Annotated in this window: 22 protein-coding genes; 13 read left to right on the top strand and 9 right to left on the bottom strand. The window is 62.2% G+C overall.

The genetic code is table 11. From position 1 onward, the window contains the following. Nucleotides 1–186 precede the first annotated feature (186 nt). The 4 genes from BP38_RS0113700 to BP38_RS0113685 all read left to right on the top strand — a co-directional run bounded on the left by BP38_RS0113700 (nucleotide 187) and on the right by BP38_RS0113685 (nucleotide 4,162). On the top strand, nucleotides 187–1,431 hold the full coding sequence (locus BP38_RS0113700) for an SAM-dependent methyltransferase (RefSeq protein WP_162175167.1): 1,245 nt from the start codon (nucleotides 187–189) through the stop codon (nucleotides 1,429–1,431). 9 nt (nucleotides 1,432–1,440) lie between these two features. Continuing rightward, entirely contained in the window at nucleotides 1,441–2,784 is a 1,344-nt protein-coding gene (locus tag BP38_RS0113695; RefSeq protein ID WP_051609371.1) for an MFS transporter, read from the top strand. A gap of 9 nt (nucleotides 2,785–2,793) precedes the next feature. Next, nucleotides 2,794–3,396, top strand: a complete 603-nt coding sequence (locus BP38_RS0113690; protein ID WP_081816676.1) for a DUF3833 domain-containing protein — start codon at nucleotides 2,794–2,796, stop codon at nucleotides 3,394–3,396. Between the two features lie 82 nt (nucleotides 3,397–3,478). Then, nucleotides 3,479–4,162, top strand: a complete 684-nt coding sequence (locus tag BP38_RS0113685; protein ID WP_026988189.1) for a phosphoribosylanthranilate isomerase — start codon at nucleotides 3,479–3,481, stop codon at nucleotides 4,160–4,162. 111 nt (nucleotides 4,163–4,273) lie between these two features. Here BP38_RS0113685 and BP38_RS0113680 read toward each other — a convergent pair whose 3' ends face one another. Next, entirely contained in the window at nucleotides 4,274–4,906 is a 633-nt protein-coding gene (locus BP38_RS0113680) for a glutathione S-transferase family protein (protein ID WP_026988188.1), read from the bottom strand. Between the two features lie 151 nt (nucleotides 4,907–5,057). Next, on the bottom strand, nucleotides 5,058–5,894 hold the full coding sequence (locus BP38_RS0113675; protein WP_026988187.1) for an alpha/beta fold hydrolase: 837 nt from the start codon (nucleotides 5,892–5,894) through the stop codon (nucleotides 5,058–5,060). A 109-nt stretch (nucleotides 5,895–6,003) separates the two neighbouring features. On the opposite strand from BP38_RS0113675, the gene BP38_RS0113670 reads away from it, so the two are divergent. The 7 genes from BP38_RS0113670 to BP38_RS0113640 all read left to right on the top strand — a co-directional run bounded on the left by BP38_RS0113670 (nucleotide 6,004) and on the right by BP38_RS0113640 (nucleotide 13,891). After that, the gene (locus BP38_RS0113670) at nucleotides 6,004–6,612 is read left to right on the top strand and encodes a CGNR zinc finger domain-containing protein (RefSeq protein ID WP_026988186.1); all 609 of its coding nucleotides are present in this window, start codon (nucleotides 6,004–6,006) and stop codon (nucleotides 6,610–6,612) included. Nucleotides 6,613–6,803: 191 nt separating this feature from the next. Beyond that, nucleotides 6,804–8,366, top strand: a complete 1,563-nt coding sequence (locus tag BP38_RS20730; RefSeq protein WP_162175166.1) for an ABC transporter substrate-binding protein — start codon at nucleotides 6,804–6,806, stop codon at nucleotides 8,364–8,366. Nucleotides 8,367–8,404: 38 nt separating this feature from the next. After that, complete coding sequence (locus BP38_RS0113660; protein ID WP_026988185.1) at nucleotides 8,405–10,042, top strand: ATP-binding cassette domain-containing protein; 1,638 nt, start codon at nucleotides 8,405–8,407, stop codon at nucleotides 10,040–10,042. Then, nucleotides 10,039–10,974 carry an ABC transporter permease gene (locus tag BP38_RS0113655; protein ID WP_026988184.1) on the top strand — a complete coding sequence of 312 codons (936 nt, stop codon included), beginning with the start codon at nucleotides 10,039–10,041 and terminating at the stop codon, nucleotides 10,972–10,974. Before BP38_RS0113660 ends, BP38_RS0113655 begins: the two co-directional genes overlap by 4 nt. Continuing rightward, nucleotides 10,971–11,837: an ABC transporter permease gene (locus BP38_RS0113650; protein WP_081816675.1), complete on the top strand. Its 867-nt coding sequence runs from the start codon at nucleotides 10,971–10,973 to the stop codon at nucleotides 11,835–11,837. The genes BP38_RS0113655 and BP38_RS0113650 overlap by 4 nt, the downstream gene beginning before the upstream one ends. A gap of 27 nt (nucleotides 11,838–11,864) precedes the next feature. After that, nucleotides 11,865–12,731, top strand: coding sequence for a metallophosphoesterase (locus BP38_RS0113645; RefSeq protein ID WP_081816674.1), 867 nt, complete (start codon nucleotides 11,865–11,867; stop codon nucleotides 12,729–12,731). Between the two features lie 305 nt (nucleotides 12,732–13,036). Beyond that, nucleotides 13,037–13,891, top strand: coding sequence for an alpha/beta hydrolase family protein (locus BP38_RS0113640; RefSeq protein ID WP_162175165.1), 855 nt, complete (start codon nucleotides 13,037–13,039; stop codon nucleotides 13,889–13,891). Between the two features lie 57 nt (nucleotides 13,892–13,948). Here BP38_RS0113640 and BP38_RS0113635 read toward each other — a convergent pair whose 3' ends face one another. Next, on the bottom strand, nucleotides 13,949–14,401 hold the full coding sequence (locus BP38_RS0113635) for an Lrp/AsnC family transcriptional regulator (RefSeq protein WP_026988180.1): 453 nt from the start codon (nucleotides 14,399–14,401) through the stop codon (nucleotides 13,949–13,951). A 73-nt stretch (nucleotides 14,402–14,474) separates the two neighbouring features. Here BP38_RS0113635 and BP38_RS0113630 point away from each other — a divergent pair, with 73 nt between their 5' ends. Beyond that, nucleotides 14,475–15,077, top strand: coding sequence for a LysE family translocator (locus BP38_RS0113630; RefSeq protein WP_026988179.1), 603 nt, complete (start codon nucleotides 14,475–14,477; stop codon nucleotides 15,075–15,077). 48 nt (nucleotides 15,078–15,125) lie between these two features. Here the strand turns inward: BP38_RS0113630 and BP38_RS0113625 are convergent, their stop codons facing one another. Beyond that, entirely contained in the window at nucleotides 15,126–16,004 is an 879-nt protein-coding gene (locus BP38_RS0113625) for a GNAT family N-acetyltransferase (protein ID WP_162175164.1), read from the bottom strand. A 212-nt stretch (nucleotides 16,005–16,216) separates the two neighbouring features. Here BP38_RS0113625 and BP38_RS0113615 point away from each other — a divergent pair, with 212 nt between their 5' ends. Next, a complete protein-coding gene (locus BP38_RS0113615) occupies nucleotides 16,217–17,314 on the top strand; it encodes an Ldh family oxidoreductase (RefSeq protein WP_026988177.1) in 1,098 nt (365 codons plus the stop codon). Between the two features lie 25 nt (nucleotides 17,315–17,339). Here the strand turns inward: BP38_RS0113615 and BP38_RS0113610 are convergent, their stop codons facing one another. From BP38_RS0113610 to znuA, 5 genes are all read right to left on the bottom strand, one after another. Continuing rightward, nucleotides 17,340–17,777 (bottom strand): nuclear transport factor 2 family protein, encoded by a 438-nt coding sequence (locus BP38_RS0113610; protein WP_026988176.1) that lies wholly within the window; start codon nucleotides 17,775–17,777, stop codon nucleotides 17,340–17,342. Then, nucleotides 17,774–18,556: an SDR family NAD(P)-dependent oxidoreductase gene (locus BP38_RS0113605; protein WP_026988175.1), complete on the bottom strand. Its 783-nt coding sequence runs from the start codon at nucleotides 18,554–18,556 to the stop codon at nucleotides 17,774–17,776. The genes BP38_RS0113610 and BP38_RS0113605 overlap by 4 nt, the downstream gene beginning before the upstream one ends. A gap of 37 nt (nucleotides 18,557–18,593) precedes the next feature. Then, the gene (locus BP38_RS0113600; RefSeq protein WP_026988174.1) at nucleotides 18,594–19,289 is read right to left on the bottom strand and encodes a DUF6134 family protein; all 696 of its coding nucleotides are present in this window, start codon (nucleotides 19,287–19,289) and stop codon (nucleotides 18,594–18,596) included. Nucleotides 19,290–19,453: 164 nt separating this feature from the next. Then, the gene (locus BP38_RS0113590; RefSeq protein WP_026988173.1) at nucleotides 19,454–19,696 is read right to left on the bottom strand and encodes a hypothetical protein; all 243 of its coding nucleotides are present in this window, start codon (nucleotides 19,694–19,696) and stop codon (nucleotides 19,454–19,456) included. 172 nt (nucleotides 19,697–19,868) lie between these two features. Beyond that, nucleotides 19,869–20,945, bottom strand: coding sequence for a zinc ABC transporter substrate-binding protein ZnuA (gene znuA / locus BP38_RS0113585; RefSeq protein ID WP_026988172.1), 1,077 nt, complete (start codon nucleotides 20,943–20,945; stop codon nucleotides 19,869–19,871). Nucleotides 20,946–21,081: the final 136 nt, after the last annotated feature.

The raw sequence follows: 21,081 nt of genomic DNA, 5'->3' as shown, positions 1-21,081 counted from the left end.
CTTGAAAATCAACCAGGTCTTGCTGAAATCCGACTCAATAATGACATGCGCGCGCGCTCAGCATGCACGCTCCAGACACCGGCTGACGTCGCAGCCAGCTGGAACCGACAAGGGTCTCCGCCGCCACGCAACAATCAAGGCCCCGCGTCCATGACCCCCTTGCCCCATCTCAATAGAAAGGCAAACATGAACCAACGATTCCAGCACCAACTGGATGGAACCATGGGATCACATCGCTCGCTGCAAGAATCGCGCACCGTTCCCGTACTTTATCGCCCGCTGATGCTGCTGGGCGAACGCCTGCGCTATGGTCAACTGACGCTGACGCTGCCCGACGGGAACCGTTACCTCTTCCAAGGCCAGGACCGTGGCCCCCATGCCGAGCTGACAATCCAGAACGCACGTTTCCTAAGTCGATTCCTGGCTGGTGGCGCGGAAGGCCTGGCCGAGGCCTATATGGCCGGCGACTGCGACACGCCCGACCTGGCGGCCTTCCTCTACCTGGCGGCCCTGAACATGGAGTACTGGGGCGAAAGGATGTACGGCAACCTGTTCTATCGGGTGTTCCAGCGCACGCTCCACCGGTTGCGCCCGAACAGCCAGCGCGGCTCGAAGCGCAACATTGCCTATCACTATGACCTGGGCAACGACTTCTATGCCGCCTGGCTGGACAGCAGCATGACCTACTCGGCCGCCCTGTTCGAGGACCCGGACCAGTCCCTGACCGAGGCCCAGTTGGCCAAGTACCGCCGCTTGGCCGAATGCGCCGGCATACGGCCGGGGGACAGCGTGCTGGAGATCGGCTGCGGCTGGGGCGGTTTCGCTGAATATCTCGCCCGCACCTACGACGCCCGGGTCACCGCCATCACCATTTCCGACGAGCAGTATGCCTATGCCCGGGCCCGCATCCAGCGCGCCGGCCTGGACCATCTGGTCGAAATCCGCCACCAGGACTACCGTGATGTGGACGCACGCTACGACCGAATCGTCTCCATCGAGATGTTCGAGGCCGTAGGCGAGCAGTACTGGCCCCTGTTCTTCGAGCGCCTGCGCAGCTACCTGAAACCCAGAGGGCGGGCCGCCCTGCAGATCATCACCATCTCCAGCCGCCATTTCGAGCGCTATCGCCGCGGGGCTGACTTCATTCAGAACTATATCTTCCCCGGTGGCATGCTGCCTTCGCCCGAGGTGCTGCAGGGCCATATCCGCCAGAACGGCCTGGTCTGCACGACCGACCGCGGGTTCGGCCAGGACTATGCCCGCACGCTGGCCATCTGGCGCGCACGCTTCGAGGCCGCCTGGCCGCGCCTGGATCATGCCAGTTTCGATGAACGCTTCCGCCGCATGTGGAACTACTACCTCGCCTATTGCGAGGCCGGATTCCGCACCGGACGGATCGACGTGCGCCATGTGACCCTGGCCCATAGCTGATCCACACAAATGACCTCCTCGAATGGGAACAGGCGGCTGCCAGCTGCCGTACTGGCGGCCTATGGCCTGCCCGGTCTGCCTTTGGCGGCCCTGCAGTTTCCGCTGTTCATCCACCTGCCGGCCTATTACGCCCAGGACCTGGGGCTGGGCCTGACGGCCGTGGGCGCGGTGCTGCTGATCGCACGGCTGTGGGACGTGGTGACCGACCCTCTGATCGGCCTGCTGTCCGACCGCACGCCCGGCCGTTTCGGCCGGCGCAAGCCCTGGCTGCTGCTGGGCACGCCCTTGCTGCTGCTGGCCGCCTGGCAGTTGCTGGTGCCGGGTCCCGACGTGGGCTGGGGGCACCTGCTGGTCTGGACGCTGGCGATCTACCTGGCCGGCACGCTGATCACCCTGCCCTACCAGGCCTGGGGAGCCGAGCTGTCGCCGAACTACAACGAGCGCAGCCGCATTTCCTCGGCACGCGAGATCTTCGTCGTCCTCGGCACCCTGCTTGCCGCCGGCCTGCCGGCGCTGTTCGGCAACACGGCCGAGGAGGCCCTGAAGCTGATCACACTGGGGCTGTTCGTCACCCTGCCGCTGGCCATTGCCGCCTGCCTGGTTTTCGTGCCCGACGCCGAGATCCTGCGTCGCTCGGCACTCACCTGGCGCCAGGGCCTGCAAGCCCTGCGTGATAACGCACCCTTCCGGCGCCTGATCGCGGCCTATCTGCTGAACGGCATCGCCAACGGCCTGCCGGCCACGCTCTTCGTTATATTTGTCACCCGTTACCTGCAGCTGCCCCAGGATCCCTGGGTGGGCATCCTGCTGTTCACCTATTTCTTCTGCGGCATCGCGGCGGTGCCGGCCTGGCTGAAACTCTCCTATCGCTTCGGCAAGCACCGGGTCTGGGCCGGAGCCATGATCTGGGCCTGCCTGGTCTTTGCCACTGTGCCGCTGCTGGGCCCGGGGGACGTCTGGGGGTTCTTCGCCATCTGCGTGCTGACCGGGGTCAGCCTGGGCGCCGACCTGGTGCTGCCCGCCTCCATGCAGGCCGACGTGGTGGACCAGGACACCCTGCAGACCGGCGAGCGACGGGCTGGCCTCTACTTCGCGCTCTGGGGCATGGTGACCAAGCTGGCGCTGGCGCTGGCCGTCGGCCTGTCCTTCCCGCTGCTGGACCTGGCCGGTTTCCGCGACCAGGCCGAGGGCCAGGATGCCCTTGCCCGTTTCGCCCTGGCCGGGCTCTACGCCCTGGTGCCCATCGCCTTCAAGATACCGGCCATCGCACTCATCGCCCGCTTCCAGATCACGGCCGCCGAGCAGTTGCGCATCCGCCGCCTGATCGAACAACAACAGACACAGACAGGCTAGGAGCCAGGAATGCACGTCCAGATCCCCGCAACGACACGCCTCCTGAAAGCGCTCGCCGGCTTTCTGGCCCTCACCCTCCTTTTGACAGGATGCAACAGCATGAAACCGGAAGACTTTGAGAACAAGGAACCGCGCCTGGTGCTCGAGGCGTACTTCCTGGGCGAAACCCGCGCCTGGGGCATCTTCGAGGACCGCTTCGGCAACCTGCGCCGACAGTTCGTGGTGGATGTGGAGGGCAGCTGGGACGGAGAAACCCTGGTCCTGGACGAGCGCTTCCGCTATGCCGACGGCGAAACCGACCGGCGCGTCTGGCGGCTACGGAAGATCGACGAACACCGCTGGGAAGGCACCGCTGACGACGTACAGGGCACCGGCGTGGCCGAAGTCTACGGCAATGCGCTCAACCTGCGTTACACCCTGGCGCTCGATGTCGGGGGACGGACCTGGAACGTCAACTTCGACGACTGGATGTACCTGATGGACGACGGCGTCATCATCAATCGCGCCCGCGTCAGCAAGCTGGGCATCGAGCTGGGCCAGGCCACCATCTTCTTCAAGAAGCCGGACAGCAGCGTGGCGGACACGGAAAGACCCCAAGAAGCAGCGCAGTAGAGCGAAGACACGCCTGCAGCTTCTCCAATCGCGATGTGTTCTGCTATTGCTCGCCGTCCCTGTCCGGGCTACGACGAAGACCATGCGAACACGGGTCAAGATATGCTGCATCGCCTCCGCCGAGGAAGCCGCCATGGCGGTCAAGGCGGGCGCCGATGCACTGGGCCTGGTTGCCCGCATGCCTTCGGGCCCGGGCCCCATCCCCGACGCGCGCATCGCCGAGATCGCGCAGGCGGTGCCGCCTCCGGTCTCCAGCTTCCTGCTGACGTCCGAAACGACCGCCGAGGCCATCTCGGACCATGTCCGAGCCACGCGCCCCACTACGGTCCAGATCGTCTCCCACATCGACCCGGCGGAGTCCGCCAGGCTGGCGGAACTGCAACCTCACCTGCGCCGTGTCCAGGTGATCCATGTGGAGGATCGCGGCGCCCTGGAGCTTATCCAAACCTACAGCCCGCATGTTCACGCCTTCCTGCTGGATTCCGGCCGACCGGGCGCGGCGGTGCCGGAACTCGGCGGCACGGGCCGCGCCCACGACTGGTCGGTCAGTGCCGACTTCGTCCAGGCAAGCGACCGGCCCGTTTTCCTGGCCGGCGGTCTGACCCCCGAGAACGCCGCAGAAGCCATCCGGCAGGTCCGGCCCTATGGCCTCGACCTCTGCTCGGGCGTGCGCCGCGACGGCAGGCTGGACCCGGACAGGCTTGCCGCGTTCTTCGCGGCCGTTTCAAGAGCCGATCAAGAGACGGGAGCCAAGAATTCCGCGTGAACTAAGTTCCGTCCTACAGGAAGTCACGCAAGGGAAAGCCAATGCCCCTTGCCTGCACTTCCTCGGGCAAGTGGTGGATTTCGCCACCGCTCCCCATCCAGACCTGGGGTGTCAGCTCGCACTCTCCAAAGCGCTGGTCTTGTTGCCGATCGCCACTTGGAAGGAATCGTACTTTTTCAGCGTCTCGACCCAGCTTTCAAGGTTGGGCGTGGGCTTGCGCTCGCCCGAGAATTCCAGGCAGCGTTTCATAATCGGGCCAAGTGCGATGTCGGCCAGGGTCAGCCGATTGAGCGCGAAGTAATTCTTGCCCTGCATATGAGCCTCGGCAATGGGCAGCAGTTCGTCGAGCGCGCTGACAGCGGAGGCGAAAGCAGCGCTGTTGCGCTCTTGCTCCGGCTTCTTGCTTTCCTGGAAAGCCGTGGAATAGTGCGGATTGACGGAAGCCAGCAGCCAATCCATCCAGCCTTCCACCACTGCCGCCTGTGAAGGCGAGCTGCCGTTCAGCTTCGGATTCTTGGTCGCTGCCAGATAGCGAAGAATGGTGTTGGATTCCCAGACGACCGTCTTGTCCTCGATCAGGGTGGGAACCCTCCCATGGGGATTCAGCGCAAGGTACTCCGGCGTCTGGAGCTTGCCGAACTCGCCGCCGTAATCCTCGCGTGCGTACTCGACGCCAAGTTCCTCGAGCAGGAAGATGACCTTCTGGACGTTCCCGGAGGTCTGGCGGCCTAGCAGGCTGATCATCCGTTCATCTCCTTTTTGGGTGGCGACGAGAGTATCTCGAAGCATTCAACGGGATGAGGCATGATCCCCCTCTGCCCTCTGTGGAGCAAGAGACGGAGCACAGATGACCAGGGGGCCGCCGGACAAACCCTCCGCTCAGGCCATCAAGGTTTCACAAGAAGTCCCACAGCGCATCCACGATGGCCTCGGGGGCATCCTCCTGCATCAGGTGGCCGCAGTTGGGCACGAGGACGAAGCGGGCCTGAGGAATCATGGCCGCCAGGTCGCGGCCGCGTTCGATGGGGATCCACTGGCCCTCCTCGCCCCAGAGGATCTGGACCGGCCCCTCGATCTCGCCATAGCGGCCCTGGACCTCGTCGGTATAAGCCATGTCCATCTGGGCGATCTGGCGATAGAAGGCCGCCTGGCCCCGCTCGCCCATCCAGGGGGCGATATAGCCCTCCAGCGTTGCGTCGGCCACAGGCCGGTGCAGGGACGAGCGGATATAGGGCGGCAGGATCGCCTGGTGCATATAGGCCGGCATGCCGGCAAAGGCCGCTTCGTGCTGGTTCACGTGCTGCACCAGCGGCGAGCCCCAGGGGCGGGTCGCCACGGGATCGATCAGGGTCAGCGAGCGATAGACGCAACCGTCCAGCAGGTGCGCGCGCAGGGCCGTGGCGCCGCCGAAGTCGTGCGCCACCACATGCGGCAGGTTCGATTCCTCCTGGGCGATCCCCCAGTGCTTAAGCAGGGCCGCGAAGACGCGGTTTTGGATGCCAAGCGAGACATCCCGGCCGGCCTCCATCGTCGAGCGGCCATAGCCGGGCATGTCATGGAAGTGCACCCGATAACGCTGCGCCAGCAGCGGCGCGATCCGCCGCCATACGTAGGAGGAAAAGGGCGTGCCGTGCAGCAGTACCAGCGGCGGCGCCTCCTCGTCCCCCAGAATGCCGTAGCGGACCTCCTGACCATCGAACGTGAAAGTCAGAGGCAGATCCCATCTGTTCATAGCTCCGCTCCCATTCAAATTTCTAACTGTTATTTTTTATTATATAGGTTATATTTCACCTGCAACCTCTTTCTCAAGAGACACCGATTTCTACGGGAATAACAATGGCATGGCGGAGAGTTTCGAACCCTGGAGCGCGAACAGCCTGGTCGGCGGTCATCCCTGCCTGGATCTGGTGAACACGCGCGGCGGACCCACCAAGGAACGCGATCTGGATCGCCTGAGCGATTATGCCGTTGCGCTCGCCTGGGCCCAGACGGCGGGCCTGATCACGGCCGGCGAAGCCACAGAGCTAGCACGGAGTTCCGAGACGCAACAGCGCGCCGCGCTCACGCGCCTAAGGCGCTTTCGCGACAGCCTCTATACGGTGCTGACCGGCATGGTCGAACAGCGCGTACCCGAACCGGCGCCCTGGAAGGCCGTGCAGGACACACTGCGGAAGGCCCACGGCAAGGCCATCCTCTGGCCCGACGGCCCACGCCTGCAATGGCTGATTCCGGTGAAGGGCGCCGGCCCGGACACCCCTTGCCTGCGTGCGGCACTCGCCGCCCAGGATCTGCTCACCGGCGAAGAGGTCACCCGCATCCGCAGCTGCGAACGCTGCTCCTGGCTCTACATCGACCGCTCACGCGGCAAACCCCGCCGCTGGTGCTCCATGGCCATCTGCGGGAACAGAGCGAAGGCTGAGCGGCATTATCGGCGAAGGAAGAAAGACTGAAACGGAAACAGACACTTTAAGGTCTTGATAATGTTTGCAATAACGCGACGGACCCATCTTTCATAACCATTCCAGAATACACACTTCACTGAAGTGTCACCCGAACGACAATACTATGCAATTCAGCTAACTTAATAGGAAGGGCTCATTCCATTACCGGCGCTATGCGCCTCTTGAATCTGGAGCCCTATATGTTGCGACCACAGTATAGCCTGCCTGCGTATATCCTGCCCGCCCTCATGTCGGTGGGGATAGCATTCGCTGCCAATGCCAATGAGCTCTCCATAGCCGTTCAGAAGGTTCCGGACAGCCTGGATCCGGCCCTTGAGAACTCCAATGTTAACCAACGGATCATGTGGTCGCTGTTCAATACCCTGGTCACCGTAGATTATAGGGATGGCGGCAAAATGGTCCCGGGACTCGCCACGGACTGGGACGTCATCAGCCCGAGAACAGTCGAGTTCAAGCTGCGCGAAGGCGTAACCTTTCATAACGGGGACAGCTTCGATGCAGAGGATGTGGCCTATACCTTTTCCCCAGAACGGCTGCAACGAGAAGGCGGCAGCAGTGGAACCACTGTTGTCACAAAACCCTTCCTGGGCGGCATCGAAAACGTAGAGGTCATGGACCCCATGACGGTTCGCATCACCATGAAGGAACCCGATGCGATCATCGTTCAGCGTTTTGCGAATTATCCTTCACAGATTCTGTCCAAGGAAGGCCTTAAAGAAGCCGACAGCCAAGAGGACTACAGCAAACACCCGATCGGCACCGGCCCCTATCGCTTGGTCGACTACGAACTGGGTGAGCATGTCACCCTGGAGGCATTCGGGAATTATTGGGGCGAAGAGAAAGCGGCCGCAGAAAAGGTTACCTTCACGGTTGTCCCTGAAGTTTCAACTAGGATTGCCGGCCTACGCTCCGGGCAGTTCGATATCATTACGGAGGTCGGCCCGGACAGCCTCGAGCAGATCAATAAAGCTCCCAACACGCAGAGCGCCGGCGGGCCGGTCGAAAATATCCGCGGCCTGATCTATGACAGCACCAACGACATCCTGGACGATCCAAGCATTCGACAGGCCATGAACCTGGCTATCGACCGCCAAGCAATTGTCGACTCTCTCTATCATGGCCGCACCGAGGTTCCGCACGGATGGCAACTCGACATATTCGGCGACATGTTCCTTGCCGACCGTAGTACGCCGGAATACGACCCCGAACGCGCCCGGTCGCTACTGGATGAAGCGGGCTATGACGGAGAGGAAATCGTCTATCGCACGCAGAATGCCTACTACACCAATGAGATCGAGACAGCGCAGATCCTGCAGTCCATGTGGACCGAGGTAGGCTTAAACGTCAAATTGGATGTCAAGGAAACCTGGGCACAGGTCATGGAGGATACGGAAGATCGGCATATCTTCAACGGGTCCTTCACGGCTTACTATCCGGACCCGATGGGGCAGTTCTGGCGGCGATTCGGTCCGAACGGCGGCTGGGCTCAGGAAGATGTCTTCGAGGTTGAACCCGAAATGCTGCGGTTGGGGGACACGCTTTCCACCAGCCCGGACCTTGAAGAGCGACGCCGTGTCTTCAGTGAGATGCTGGATATCTTCCAGGCTGATCCCGACGGGGCTGCGCTCCATCTTTTGACCCAGTTTTTTGGTGTCAATACGGACCGGATAGAGCTTGATCCCATGCCGACGCTCTATCTGGACCTGACCACCTCTGGCGTGCGTTACCAGGACCAAAAATGAACCTGCAACAGTCAGTTTTTGAGCATTCTGCTGGCTGCATGACGTCGAAGGCCCTGCTCTCGGTGCAGGGCCTTCGGGTCGGTTTCGGAAGCAGCGACAATGTGCTCCATGGAATCGACTTCGATCTGCTGCAGGGCGAAATCCTGGGAATTGTCGGAGAAAGTGGCAGCGGGAAAAGCGTCACGTGCCGTGCTGTGATGGGTTTGTTGCCCAAGACTGCGCATATCCAAGGGATTGTGGGTTTCAATGGGGGGCAACTACCGGCTTCCCAGTCGGATGAACTGGCTCGACTGCGCGGCCAGGATATGGCCATGATCTTCCAGGATCCGATGAGTGCCCTGGATCCTCTGATGTCCGTTCGCCGGCAGTTTGCGCTGCGCGGGATAGATGGATCTGGGACAGAAGAACTGCTCCTGCGTAGCGGTCTCTCTGACCCTGGGCAGATACTGGACAGCTACCCTCATCGCATGTCGGGCGGCCAGTGCCAGCGTGTGGCAATTGCCTGTGCGCTGGCCCGCCGGCCGAAAGTCCTGTTCGCGGATGAACCCACCACCGCCCTCGACGTAACGGTGCAGGCAAGCCTCCTCCGGGAGTTGCGCAAACTGGCCCGCGAGTCAGGTATGAGCATTGTTCTGGTCACGCACGACATAGGCGTTGTTGCAGAAGTCTGTGACCGCATGCTGGTCATGCATCAGGGCAGATTGATTGAACGTGGGAATGTCCAGGATGTGCTCCGGGCACCGCAAGCGACCTATACGCGCGGACTACTCGGTGCTATCCCGCGAACCGAGGGAAAAGGAAAAAGACTGATAACCGTAAACGAGTCCGGGCAGGGTATGTCCACTGCGCCTCTGCCCCCACCGCCTGTCATCGATACAGCGGCCGGACCGGTGCTGAGCTTTCATGCCGTCAACGTGACATACCCCCGCCCTGACGGAACGCGCTTTGCCGCTGTAAAGGACGTTTCCCTGGAAGTCTACCCGCGAGAAATTGTGGGAATCGTTGGCGAAAGCGGCAGTGGGAAGAGCACGCTTGCCAAGACCGCTGTAGGATTGGTGCCCCCCAGCAAAGGCTATGTGGATCTTGATGGCAGGAAGCTTGATTGGCAGAGGCGGCCGCGCCGAGACCGGCGATTCATCCAATATATCTTCCAGGACCCTCGTGGCGCGCTAGATCCCTTGCGCAGGGCCGTCGATCAGGTGCGTGAAGTTTTGGATCTGCATGCAATTGGAGATCGATGTGCGCGCACCGCCCTTGCACGCCAGGAACTCTTGCGCGCAGGTCTCGAAGAAGACTTGCACGAGCGCAGGCCTGCACGGCTTTCCGGAGGGCAGCGCCAGCGCGTGACGATCGCCCGGGCCTTGGCTTTGAAACCCCGTGTCCTGATCTGTGACGAGAGCGTATCCGCTCTCGACGTATCGGTTCAGGCAAGAATACTGAATACACTGCTACGCCTGCGCGCTGAAAGCGACCTGACGATCCTCTTCATCAGCCACGATCTCTCCGTCATCCATCACCTCTGCGATCGTGTCGCGGTGATGCGGCAAGGACAGATACTCGAACAAGGCGAAACGACGGCCGTCTGGAAAGCGCCCCGCCAGTCCTATACGCGCAATCTTCTGGCGGCCCTGCCTCAATTGCCCGTGGATGCACATGGCGAGAAGGTTCCGGCATGACACGCTGGATTGCGGCACGCCTGGGACGGGCCGGATTCACCCTGTTGCTCCTGATTAGCTTTACCTTCTTCGCCCTGATGATCAGTGCGGATCCAGCTCTACAGATTCTTGGGCCCGATGCAGGACCCGAAGCCATAGCTGCATTTAGGGAAAAATGGAATCTCGACAAACCACTCTGGTATCGCTACCTCACCTATCTGAACGGTGTGTTGCACCTGGACCTTGGACTGTCCTATCGCACAGGAGAACCGGCAATCCATATGGTCCTGGACCGATTGCCGGCCACACTGGCGCTGATGATCCCGACAGCTATTGTATCCTTGTTGATTGGGGTGCCGGCCGGAATCTACGCGGCATATATGCACAGGACCACAGCCGATCGCGTAACCATGCTGCTATCGGTCGTGGGCCTGGCGATCCCCAATTTCCTGGTCGGCATCCTGTTGATGTACTTCTTCTCGGTCAGACTGGGCTGGCTGACGCCAAGCGGCATTGTGGGCTGGAGTTCGTTCATCATGCCCATCCTGACAATGGCGACCGCAGAAGCCGGCATTTTCGCACGCTTCACGCGGTCGGCCATGATTGAACTCCTACAGCACCCCATGGTGGAGACGGGAATGGCGAGCGGATTTTCTCGCTGGAAGGTCCTTTTTGTCCATGTCCTGCCGAATGCTGCATTGCCGCTACTGACAGTCGCCGGCCTGTTCATGGGCAGTCTGATTGGCGGGGCCGTGATAACGGAGAACGTCTTTTCCTGGCCTGGGACTGGGCGCCTTCTGGTGGAGAGCGTCGGCGCACGTGATTTCACGGTCGTGCAAACAACGGTCTTGCTGATCGGAAGCACGATGATCCTGGCGAATCTGGCTGTTGATCTCTCCTACCTCTGGATCGACCCGCGCCTGAGGGACGCAAGGCAGGTGGCAAGGCGATGATGGAGTCCGTTCCACCCGCTCTGGAACTACCTCGGAAGCGGTGCGCCCCCATCCCGCTGATGGTCAAGGCCGCCATTGCTGTGATGGGTTTTCTGACCTTCTGTGCGATCTTCGCCCAGTGGCTGATGCCTTACGATATTGCCCAAACGGATCTGCTCAACCGCTTTGCCCTTCCTGTCTTCCTAGGGGGAAGCTGGGCACATCCCCTCGGCACCGACAATCTTGGCCACGACATGCTGTCCATGGTCCTGCGGGGAATCCAGATCAGCTTTACAATCGCTGTCCTCGGCACCTTGGGCGGAGCGATCGCCGGCACGCTTCTCGGTCTGCTGGCCGCCTGGGCCGGCGGGGTTACAGAGGATCTGGTCGGCATACTCGTGGATTTTCAGGCTACCCTGCCCTTTCTGGTGCTGGCCCTCGCGTTACTGGCCGTGCTGCCCGATGCGGACATGATGCTGTTCATCCTGATCATGTGTATCTATGGGTGGGAACGCTATGCACGGCTGGCACGTTCCGTGGCCCTTTCCGCAAAGGAAGCAACCTACATTCAGGCGCTCGGCGTGATAGGGGCACCGACATATCGAATTTACCTGGCCCATATTCTGCCCAATGCCCTGGGCGTTCTCATCGTGAACATGTCCCTGAACTTCCCGGCCACCATACTGGCAGAAACATCCCTGAATTTTCTCGGAATCGGCATACAGCCACCTGACACGAGTCTGGGTGTCCTGATGGGGCAGGGGCGCAACCATATCTACAACGCCCCCTGGATGGCCCTGGTGCCGGGTGCCGTAATCTTGGTTGCAACGCTTTCCATGTCGCTGATCGGTGACTGGTTGCGCGACCAGTTAGAAGAAACCTGACCTCCCAATAAATGAAAGGATCAAGGCATGATCAAAGTTCTCGTAATGAGCGACTTGCACCTGGGACCGGAGGGACGCGTAAAGTATGGTCTCGATACGGCCCAGCGTTTCTCCAGTGCACTCGAAGATGCCGCACGGCTTTACGGGGATGCAGACCTCTGCGTCTTTGCCGGAGATATTGCGGACAAAGGGGAAGCGGAAGCCTATCAACGCTTTGACGAGATGCGCTCAGAATTCAAGATCCCCCAGGCCGTCCTGCTGGGCAATCATGACGACCGGGAGACCTATCTGCGAGTGGCGCAGGAGCCAATGACCAACGGCACTCATCACGTCCAGGGCCGCCGTGATATCGGTGATGTTCGCTTGCTTCTGCTCGACAGTTCCGAACCCGGCCGGGTGGAGGGCGTACTCGACCAGGCGCGCTTGGAGTGGCTAAGAGATGAATTGGCGACGGCCAAGGCCGAGTCGAAACCTGTCCTGATAATAACCCACCACCATCCGCAACGGCTGCACATGCCGGTAGACCGCTACAAGCTGACCGCGCCCGAAACCTTGCGGGAAGTCCTGGACGCGTCCGGCGCACGGATAGACCTGATCCTGGCGGGGCATTGCCATATTCCCACGGCGGGAAACTGGTATGGCTATTCCGTCGCAACGATCAGCGGAAACCAGCACCGCGTGTCCCCTTTCCTGCCCGGCATGACGGGCCAGCAGACATCATATGAAGGGCCGGCGCAATTTGCGGTCATTTTGCATGATGAAGAGGAGTGTGTTGTTCACTTCCATAACTATGTGGATCGCAATATCGCGCTGCCGGATGCTATGTTTCCTTGGAAGTATGATCAATGGGAGCACATTCCCCATTTCCTGAGGAAAACCGCTACATACAACTGATTCGGCACGTTTTCTGCCACACAACGACTGCGAAGCTAAATCTCCCGTCCCCACAATCTCAGAATGCGGTTCATTTGACTATCATATAAATTCTTCAACTCAGACTCATAGTATCCCATCAACCAGGCGGGCCGATCATGCGGTGCTTCAAGGTTGGGTTCCGGGAAGGTGAGGCCAGCGATCCTCAGCGACGCAACTGGTCCGGTGACGGCCCTCGGCCCATTCGATGGTCCGCCTGGTATCCAGCCTGGAACGACGCTGTTGAGCAAGTGGTCACAATTCCCACAGCGCCCCCACTCTTCGTCATGGGTTCGGTCGCGCGTGAGGCTCCTCTTAGTACCGACCATGAGCGTTTCCCCGTCGTCTTGCTGTCACATGGCACCGGCGGCACGGCATCGAGCCTGGGGTGGTTGGCACAGCATCTCGCATCAGCCGGTTTCATCGTTATTGGCGTCGATCATCATGGAAACACGGCCTCAGAGCCTTATCGGCCGGAAGGTTTCCTCTGCTGGTGGGAAAGGCCACGGGATCTGTCTGTGATTCTGGATCAACTCATGCAAACAGGTCCCTTCGCCGGCAGAATGGATCTGGAGCGTGTGTCTGCTGCCGGCTTTTCCCTCGGTGGCTACACAGCCATGTCACTCGCGGGCGCCATTACCGATGTAGATCTTTATCTGGAATGGGCAGGAGAATCTCGATTTGCTCGAGGCCCTAGAGAATTCCCTGACGTAGTCGACCATATCGAGACTCTCTTGGATCAGAACCCGGTTTTCAGAGCGTCTTGGGAGAGCCAATCCGCCTCCAATTACGATGCCCGAATCAAAAGTTTCATTGCGCTCGCACCGGCTCCTACCCGAGCACTCACCTTGCAAAGCCTCCAGGGTATCCACGCCCCGGTAACCATCATCGTGGGCGAAGGAGATACCGAAGCTCCGGCCGATCTATTTTCAGTCTGGATGCATGAGCAGCTCCCTCGAAGCAGCCTGCATCTGCTCGGTCGCGATGTCGGTCACTACACCTTCCTGTGTGAATGCACCGAGGCGAGCAAGGACAATGAGCCCGCACTCTGCCAAGACCAGAGCGGTATCAACCGTGCTTCGGTTCATGAGATGGCAGCGGGCATTGCCTTGTCCGCGCTGCGGGTGACAGGGGTCTCATGACATGCTCCTTGTAACGATTTGCGCCTGAAGCGGACAGAAACCACACTGTGATGCCCCTCACCCCCGCTCGTCCTTCGAGGTGTCCAGCACGACATAGCTGGTCATCGAGGTGACCTGCGGCAGAGCACCCAGGACTTCGGTGTGGAAGCGCTTGTAGGCCTTGATGTCGGCCACCTCGATGCGCAGCAGGTATTCCACCGTACCGGTGATGTTGTGGCATTCCACCACCTCGGGGGTGTGGGCGACAGCACGTTCGAAGGCCTCCTGGCTGGCCTTGGAGTGCGCCGACAGCCCGACGGCGATATAGGCGAGGAAACCGGCGCCGAGCTGGGAGCGATCGATGACGGCGCGATAGCCCTGGATCACCCCGGCCCGCTCCAGCTCCTGGACACGGCGGAGGCAGGCCGAGGGCGACAGGCCGACCCGTTCGGCCAGCCGCACATTGGGCTGGCGCGCGTCGCGCCTCAATTCCTGCAATATTTGCTCGTCTATCTCATCTATATTCGTCATTCATTGCAAAATTTCTCTCATTCTTCGTGAGAAAGCAACCATCTGCAATGAACCTCCCGCTATTCTTGTGGGCATGACTGACCTGGCCGTGCTCCTGCCCTATATCGTCTTCTGCATCGTGATGACCGGCACCCCCGGTCCCAACAACGCGATGGCGCTGGCTGCCGGCGTCAAGGTGGGATTCTGGCGCTCCATGCCCCTGGTCGCCGGTATCGCGGTGGGCGTTGCCGTGCAGCTTGTCATGATCGGCCTGGGTCTGGGCGCCGCCTTCGAGGCTGTCCCGCTGCTCCACGACCTGTTGCGCGTGGCCGGCGCGGCCTACCTATTGTGGCTGGCCTGGAAGATCGCACGCAGCGGCCCGCTGCGTAGCGATGGCGGCGAACGTCCGCCGCTGGGCTTCCTGGGCGGTGCGGTGTTCCAGTGGATCAATCCCAAGGCCTGGGCGATCACCACCAGCGCCGTGGCGGCCTATGTGCCGGCCGCCGACTTCCGGCTGAACATCGCAATCGCCGCGCTCGTCATGGTGCTGGTCTCGGTGCCCTGCGTGTCGGTCTGGGCGGCCGGCGGCACGGTCCTCAGGCGCTTCCTCTTCCAGCCGCGCTATGCCCGGATCTTCAACGTCACGGTGGCCCTGCTGCTGGTCGCCACGACCGTCTCGATCCTGCTGGACGCATAGCAGGGCACCGGACCGGCGGCCACCCGACTCACAGCGACAGGGGGCCGATTAGCCGAGAGCCTGGCTGGCCAGACCATGCACCGTCATGGCGCTGCCATTGTCCTGCCGCGGATCGGGGCCGCGCTGCATGCGGGTGACCAGGCCCACGGCCGGCAGGCCCTGTCGCTGGACCCAGTCGGCCAGGGGGCTGTCGACCGGCACGTCGAAACGCACATGACAACCGCCCGGCACTTCCGACAGGCAGGCGGCGGCCAGCGCGACGGCGCCGGCATCGCTGTCGGCCACGACGGGGCCGACCTGGATGCCACGCCCGAAGGGCCGGCTGATGGCATAGCCGTGCAATCCGCTCTCGTCCGGCAGGCCATAACAGCGGCCCATCCGGGCGATCCCGGTTAGCAGGTCGCTGCGGTCCGCGCCGGTGGCCCGGGCGTCGAGCGCCAGGATCTCGTCCAGGGCGGACGGCTTCAGGACCCTCACGCCGGTCCTGTCCTCGGACAGGGCGAAGCCCTGCGACGGCGCCTCGCCCTGGCATTGCCGCACCTGGCCCACGGGCATGAACTCGAAGGCGCGATAGAGCGGCGCGGCCTGCTCCGTGGCATGCAACTGGATGGACGGAGCGGCAATGCGGTCCATCAGACGCTTGAACAGCGCCTTACCCATGCCGCTGCCGCGGCGCCGCGGATGCACCAGCACCATTCCCACCGTGGAGACAGCCTCGCCGAACGGCCAGGCCATGGCCGTGCCGATCAGCTTCTCGCCGTCGAAGGCAGCCAGCCCCTCGCCCAACTGCAGCATGAAGCGCCAGTCTTCCTCACGGTGCGGCCAGCCCTCGGCGGCGGACAGCTGCCGTGCCTGGTGCAGGTCCGCCTCCTGCAACTCGGAGAATCGCACCACTCCAGCATCGGCCTCCATCGGCTCGTGAGCCATTCTTGTCTCCTTGTCGTCTTCCACCATCACCCGAGCGCTGGCCTTCCCCATTGCACCCGACCCGCACAAATGTATCGTGCAGACAGGAACATACGACAACAGGGAGGTTCGATGACGAAGCGCCTGAAAGACACCCACACCTTCGATATAGAGTTGCAAAAGGCACCTGCGGTACTTGGCCCAGACTTCGTCGGCAACGGAGGGCAGACGCCGTGACCGATGGTGAGCAGACTTCAAATGAAGCTCTCGATCCCGTTTCGGTGAACGACCTGGAGCGCTTCTGTCGCGAGGTTCTGGCAGCAGCCGGTGCCGATGAGGCGACCGTGGATGCCGCCGCGCGGGCCATGATGCACGGCACGCGGCTGGGGGTCGACAGTCATGGCGTGCGCCTGCTCGACCACTACGTGACGGCCATGACGGGCGGCCGGGTCAATCCCCGCCCCCATCTGGAAATCCTGCAGGAGAGCGGCGCGGTCGCCACGCTCGACGCGGACAACGGGCACGGCGCGCGTGCGGCCTACTACGGGATGGAGCAGGCGATTCGCCTGGCCGGGCAAAGCGGGATCGGGGCGGTCGCCATACGCAACAGCTCCCACTTCGGGCCGGCCGGGGCCTACGCGCTTGCCGCCGCCGAGGCCGGCCTGATCGGCGTTGCCACCTGCAATTCCGACAGCCTCGTGCGGCTGCACGACGGGGCGACGCCCTTCCACGGCACCAACCCAATCGCCTGCGCCGTTCCAGCGGGCGGCAACCAGCCCTGGCTGCTCGACATGGCAACGAGTGCGATCCCGGGCAATCGCGTCGAGCTGTACAAGAGTCTTGGCCAGGCGCTGCCGGAGCACACGGCCTCGGATGCCGAGGGCCAGGACACCCGCGATCCCGAAGCCATGTCCATGCTGGCGCCTCTCGGCGGCATGCAGGGCTTCAAGGGCGCTGGCCTGGCGGGCCTGGCCGAGATCCTCAGCGCCGTCCTGACGGGCATGCGGCTCAGCTTCGACATTGCCCCCATGGGTGGACCGGATTTCAGCACGCCGCGCGGACTTGGCGCATTCGTCCTGGCGCTCAAGCCCGATGCCTTCGTCGACAGGGAGACCTTCGAGGCGGGCATGACACGCTACCTGGATGCCCTGCGCAGCTCTTCGCCGCGCAGCGGAGCCAGCGTCATGGCGCCGGGAGACCGCGAATGGGCCGAAGCCGAACGCCGGACACAAGACGGCATTCCCCTGGATCCGGCGACGAGCTCGGCCTTCGCCCGCCTGGCAGACTCCTACGGCATCGCGTTGCCGCGGACCGCGGCGGCAGGCAAGTGAATTCGGATCTACGCGGGGACTAGGCTCAACTCACCTGAAGCCGGCGGCGAACCAGGCGCAGCAACCCGCCAAGGACAGGCAGGCGTTCATAGAGCTGCCCGGCGGCGTCCCAGTGATCGATATGCACCTGCACACGCCCATCGTCGGCCAGGAGGATCTCGCTCATGCCCTCGATGCACTGCTCGGAACCCTGTTTGCGTCGGTAGATCATGCTCCAGCGCAGGTAGGCCGCCCTGTCGCTGCAGGCCAGGTCATGCACCTCGAAACGCACTTCGTCCAGCAGGTCGAACATGTGCCGGAAGGCCCGCTCCATGCGCGGCCGTCCGATGAAGTCGTTGAAGGGGTCGCGGAAATGCACCTCCTTCGTTACGTACTGGTCCAGGTCGGTCAGCGTCTCGGGTGAGAGCGACTCGAAGAAGGCGGCATAGCGCCGGGCCGCGGCCAGGCGATCCTGACTGTTCATGTCGCCTGCCCTTCCGGACGGCGCAGCATGCGGGCGGTCACGGCCAATTTCAGGGAATAGGGCAGAATGCGCAGCAGCTTCATCATCCAGGTGAAGCGCCGCGGGAAGGTAATCTCGAAGCTGTTCCGCGACAGGCCCCTGTAGAGCGCACGCGCGGCATCCTCGACTTCCATCAGGAAGGGCATGGGAAAGTCGTTGCGGTCGGTCAGCGGTGTGCGCACGAAGCCCGGATTGACCAGCTGCAGCGTGACGCCGTCGGGCTTCAGTTCCACACGCAGGGCCTCACAGAGATTGATCAGCCCGGCCTTGGTCAGGCCATAGGCCGAGGCCTGGGGCAGGCCGGTATATCCGGCCACCGAAGCCACCACCGCTATGCGCCCGGCCCGTCGTTCGCGGAAACGTCCGATCAGCCTTTCCAGGCAGTTGATGGTGCCCATCAGGTTCAGGTCCACCAGCTTGCGGAAATCCGAAGCCTTGAATTCGTGAACCGGTGTCGGCTGATGCGTGCCGGCATTCAGAACCGCCTGGTCGATGGACCCCAGCTCGCTCTCGATCCGCGCCACCGTTCGGCCCACGGCGTCCGCGTCGGTGACATCCAGTGGATAGGCCGCCACGCGGCCCCCGGCGCCCGCGGCCTCGGCCACCAGGCTGTCCAGTTTCTCGGCCGAGCGGGCCGAGACGGCGACGCTCCAGCCATCACGCGCCATCTGCAGCGCCAGTTCCCGGCCCAGGCCGCTGCTGGCGCCGGTGATCCAGGCGCATTTCGTTGCCTCGCTCATATCCTCTCTACCTTTCTCGAAACACGTGATGGGCGGGTCAAGCGCCATTGCCACCGGCAGCAGCGTCCGCGCTCAGCGGTGCGCGCAGGTAGCGGACCGGCTTGCCCCGGGCCTCGAATTCCAAACCGCTCCATTGACCGGCTTGGTCGTACCAGATGTCCAGGTTGAGATCTCCGCTGACGCTGTAATGGGTTGCTTCGACAGAGCCGTCCCGCGTTTCCAGGCCTTCACGGCCTTGCTCGTCCACCTGCAGCTCGACAATGCGCCCGAACTGCGTATCCAACAGGCGCTCTCGCGCCATGGCATCGGGGTTCCAATAGCTGGTCGTCAGCATGTCGGCCGGCGCGGTGAACGCTCCCTCCTGGCTGGAGGTTACCTGCAACCCGTCGTCGCTGGCCTGGGCTTCCACCTGGTATTGCGTGCCGTCATCATCGGTTTCGCTGGACAGCGAAACCAGCTTGCCACCCCGCCAGATCTCATGGTTTCGGTGGCTGTAGCTGTAAACGGGAATGAAGGCCAGACGGACCTCCAGTTCGATCTCGACGAAGACATGCAGTTCTTCGCCCCGTTCCTCGAACCGCAGGCTGTGGGTTCCGATCTCGTCACCACCGCGCAGGACCTGGAAGTCCAGGGCCTTGTCCTGGGGAATGGCGGCAAACACGGGCGCCACGACCAGGGTCAGCATCAAGGCCAGCCCGCCCCAGCGGCGTACGCCCGAGGCGGCCTGTTTCAATCCATATCCAGACACAGCGTCTTCATCCCCATTTCGGAAAGATCGGAGGCCACCTTCCGGCGTGCGGAGACGGCCTCGATCAGCGCGGTCATGATCGACCGGCTTACCGAAGGTTCTTTACGCAGCCAGGGGCTGTCTGGATCGCTTCTTAATGAAGGGTCAGGTCAGTCTCGACCCTGTAGCCGCTTCTTCACGCGCCCGGTCATGCGACCGGCAAAGCGCATGGGATTGTCCGAGGGGCGGGTCTGGGAGACCTGCTCCTCCCAGTCCTTGCGCAGGGTCTGGCTGGTTTCCACCATCTTTGGCTGGACCTGTGTCTGATAGACGTCCTTCGCTTTGGCGCGCACCCGAGGATCGGACGCAGCGCGGCGGGCCGCTCTCATCAAGAAACTTCTGACAAGGGTCATGGCTTTTTCCCTGCTGCCTTTCCTCAACCTGGCCCACCAGTGGGCCAGTAGGGTTGCATGCCCGGCGATAGCCAGCCGAACACGACCGTTTCACGCACGGCCTCAATCTCTTTACCGAATATAATGCGAAAGGGGGCCCCTGTAAAAGAGGCTGCCGAAAAGCCGTGGAAAATCACTCGGGCTTCGAAAGACAGGCCGCGATCTGCTCGCCCAAGCGGCGCATCAGCTGAAAATAGGCGTCAGGCCCGGGCTCCAGATCGGCCCCCAAGGGGTCCAGTTCCCCTGTGCGCACCGATGTCCCCCGCACCAGGCTGGACACCAGCCGTGGCTCGAACTGCGGCTCAGTGAAAACGCAGACGGCCTCGAGCTGTTCGATCTTGTCGCGCAGGCTCGCAATGCGGCCAGCCCCCGGCTGGCGGCCAGGGTTCAGGGTCACGGAGCCCACGGCATTCAGGTCGAAGGCCTGCTCGAAATAGCCATAGGCATCATGGAAAACGATATAGGGACGATCGGCCACGGGAGACAGCGTCTCGTTCAGTTCCGCCTCGAGCCTGTCCAGGCGGTCCAGTGCTTCGTCCGCATTGGCGCGATAGGCCTCGGCGTTTTCCGCATCCAGCTTCACAAGACGGTCGCGAATCTGTTCCAGCAGGATCCGGGCGTTGTCGGGCGACAGCCAGATGTGCATGTCCAGGAGCCCATGAGAATGTTCCGCGTGGGCATGGTCGTGCCCGTCGCTGTCCGCGTCTTCATGAGGGTGCTCTTCCTCGTGGTAAGACCCGTGTTCATGGTTGCGGTCCCCCTCCCCGTGATGAGCATAGTCATCATCATCGTGATGGCCGTGACCGTCTGCAGAATCAGACTGCTCATGGCGCTCCCAGTCTCCACTGCTGCGGGTTTCCAGCAAATGCAGTCCCGCCAACTCCGACAGGGGCACGATCTGGGCTTCGTCACCCAGATTCTGCAGGGCGCGCTCCAGGAAGCTCTCCAATTCCGGGCCAACCCAGAAAATCGCATCGGCGGTTTCCAGAGCGCGCGCCTGCGAGGGTCGCAGGCTGTAACTGTGCGGCGAGCCGCCACCCTCGACCAACAGTGACGGCTTGCCAACGCCTTCCATGACGGCAGACACCAGGCTGTGCACCGGCTGTATGCTGGCCACCACGTTCGGGGCCGCCTCTGTCGCTCTGGCTCCAAGCGCCAGGACACTCGCGGCTAGCAATGCGGCCATAGCAGCATGTCGTGTTGTCTTCATGGAAAGGGTCTCCTGACTACCGAGAAAAGCGGGATTTGCGTTGACTGCAGGCGCATGGCTCGCAAAGGTTATATTATAACATTTTCCTCTCGACAAGGACCCGCTGCTGTCCTATTCCTTGCCGCTGCAAGGGAGT

The sequence above is a fragment of the Fodinicurvata fenggangensis DSM 21160 genome, from assembly GCF_000686045.1.
Lineage (GTDB): Bacteria > Pseudomonadota > Alphaproteobacteria > Kiloniellales > DSM-21159 > Fodinicurvata > Fodinicurvata fenggangensis.
Note: the sequence above shows the minus strand (reverse complement) of the source record. Positions and strands in the feature narration are given on the sequence as shown.

Bases quoted from the DNA above. Each gene is read 5' to 3' on its own strand.
- BP38_RS0113700 (WP_162175167.1), top strand. From the start codon at position 187: ATGAACCAACGATTCCAGCACCAACTGGATGGAACCATGGGATCACAT.
- BP38_RS0113695 (WP_051609371.1), top strand. From the start codon at position 1,441: ATGACCTCCTCGAATGGGAACAGGCGGCTGCCAGCTGCCGTACTGGCG.
- BP38_RS0113690 (WP_081816676.1), top strand. From the start codon at position 2,794: ATGCACGTCCAGATCCCCGCAACGACACGCCTCCTGAAAGCGCTCGCC.
- BP38_RS0113685 (WP_026988189.1), top strand. From the start codon at position 3,479: ATGCGAACACGGGTCAAGATATGCTGCATCGCCTCCGCCGAGGAAGCC.
- BP38_RS0113680 (WP_026988188.1), bottom strand. From the start codon at position 4,906: ATGATCAGCCTGCTAGGCCGCCAGACCTCCGGGAACGTCCAGAAGGTC.
- BP38_RS0113675 (WP_026988187.1), bottom strand. From the start codon at position 5,894: ATGAACAGATGGGATCTGCCTCTGACTTTCACGTTCGATGGTCAGGAG.
- BP38_RS0113670 (WP_026988186.1), top strand. From the start codon at position 6,004: ATGGCGGAGAGTTTCGAACCCTGGAGCGCGAACAGCCTGGTCGGCGGT.
- BP38_RS20730 (WP_162175166.1), top strand. From the start codon at position 6,804: ATGTTGCGACCACAGTATAGCCTGCCTGCGTATATCCTGCCCGCCCTC.
- BP38_RS0113660 (WP_026988185.1), top strand. From the start codon at position 8,405: ATGACGTCGAAGGCCCTGCTCTCGGTGCAGGGCCTTCGGGTCGGTTTC.
- BP38_RS0113655 (WP_026988184.1), top strand. From the start codon at position 10,039: ATGACACGCTGGATTGCGGCACGCCTGGGACGGGCCGGATTCACCCTG.
- BP38_RS0113650 (WP_081816675.1), top strand. From the start codon at position 10,971: ATGATGGAGTCCGTTCCACCCGCTCTGGAACTACCTCGGAAGCGGTGC.
- BP38_RS0113645 (WP_081816674.1), top strand. From the start codon at position 11,865: ATGATCAAAGTTCTCGTAATGAGCGACTTGCACCTGGGACCGGAGGGA.
- BP38_RS0113640 (WP_162175165.1), top strand. From the start codon at position 13,037: ATGGGTTCGGTCGCGCGTGAGGCTCCTCTTAGTACCGACCATGAGCGT.
- BP38_RS0113635 (WP_026988180.1), bottom strand. From the start codon at position 14,401: ATGACGAATATAGATGAGATAGACGAGCAAATATTGCAGGAATTGAGG.
- BP38_RS0113630 (WP_026988179.1), top strand. From the start codon at position 14,475: ATGACTGACCTGGCCGTGCTCCTGCCCTATATCGTCTTCTGCATCGTG.
- BP38_RS0113625 (WP_162175164.1), bottom strand. From the start codon at position 16,004: ATGGCTCACGAGCCGATGGAGGCCGATGCTGGAGTGGTGCGATTCTCC.
- BP38_RS0113610 (WP_026988176.1), bottom strand. From the start codon at position 17,777: ATGAACAGTCAGGATCGCCTGGCCGCGGCCCGGCGCTATGCCGCCTTC.
- BP38_RS0113605 (WP_026988175.1), bottom strand. From the start codon at position 18,556: ATGAGCGAGGCAACGAAATGCGCCTGGATCACCGGCGCCAGCAGCGGC.
- BP38_RS0113590 (WP_026988173.1), bottom strand. From the start codon at position 19,696: ATGACCCTTGTCAGAAGTTTCTTGATGAGAGCGGCCCGCCGCGCTGCG.
- znuA (WP_026988172.1), bottom strand. From the start codon at position 20,945: ATGAAGACAACACGACATGCTGCTATGGCCGCATTGCTAGCCGCGAGT.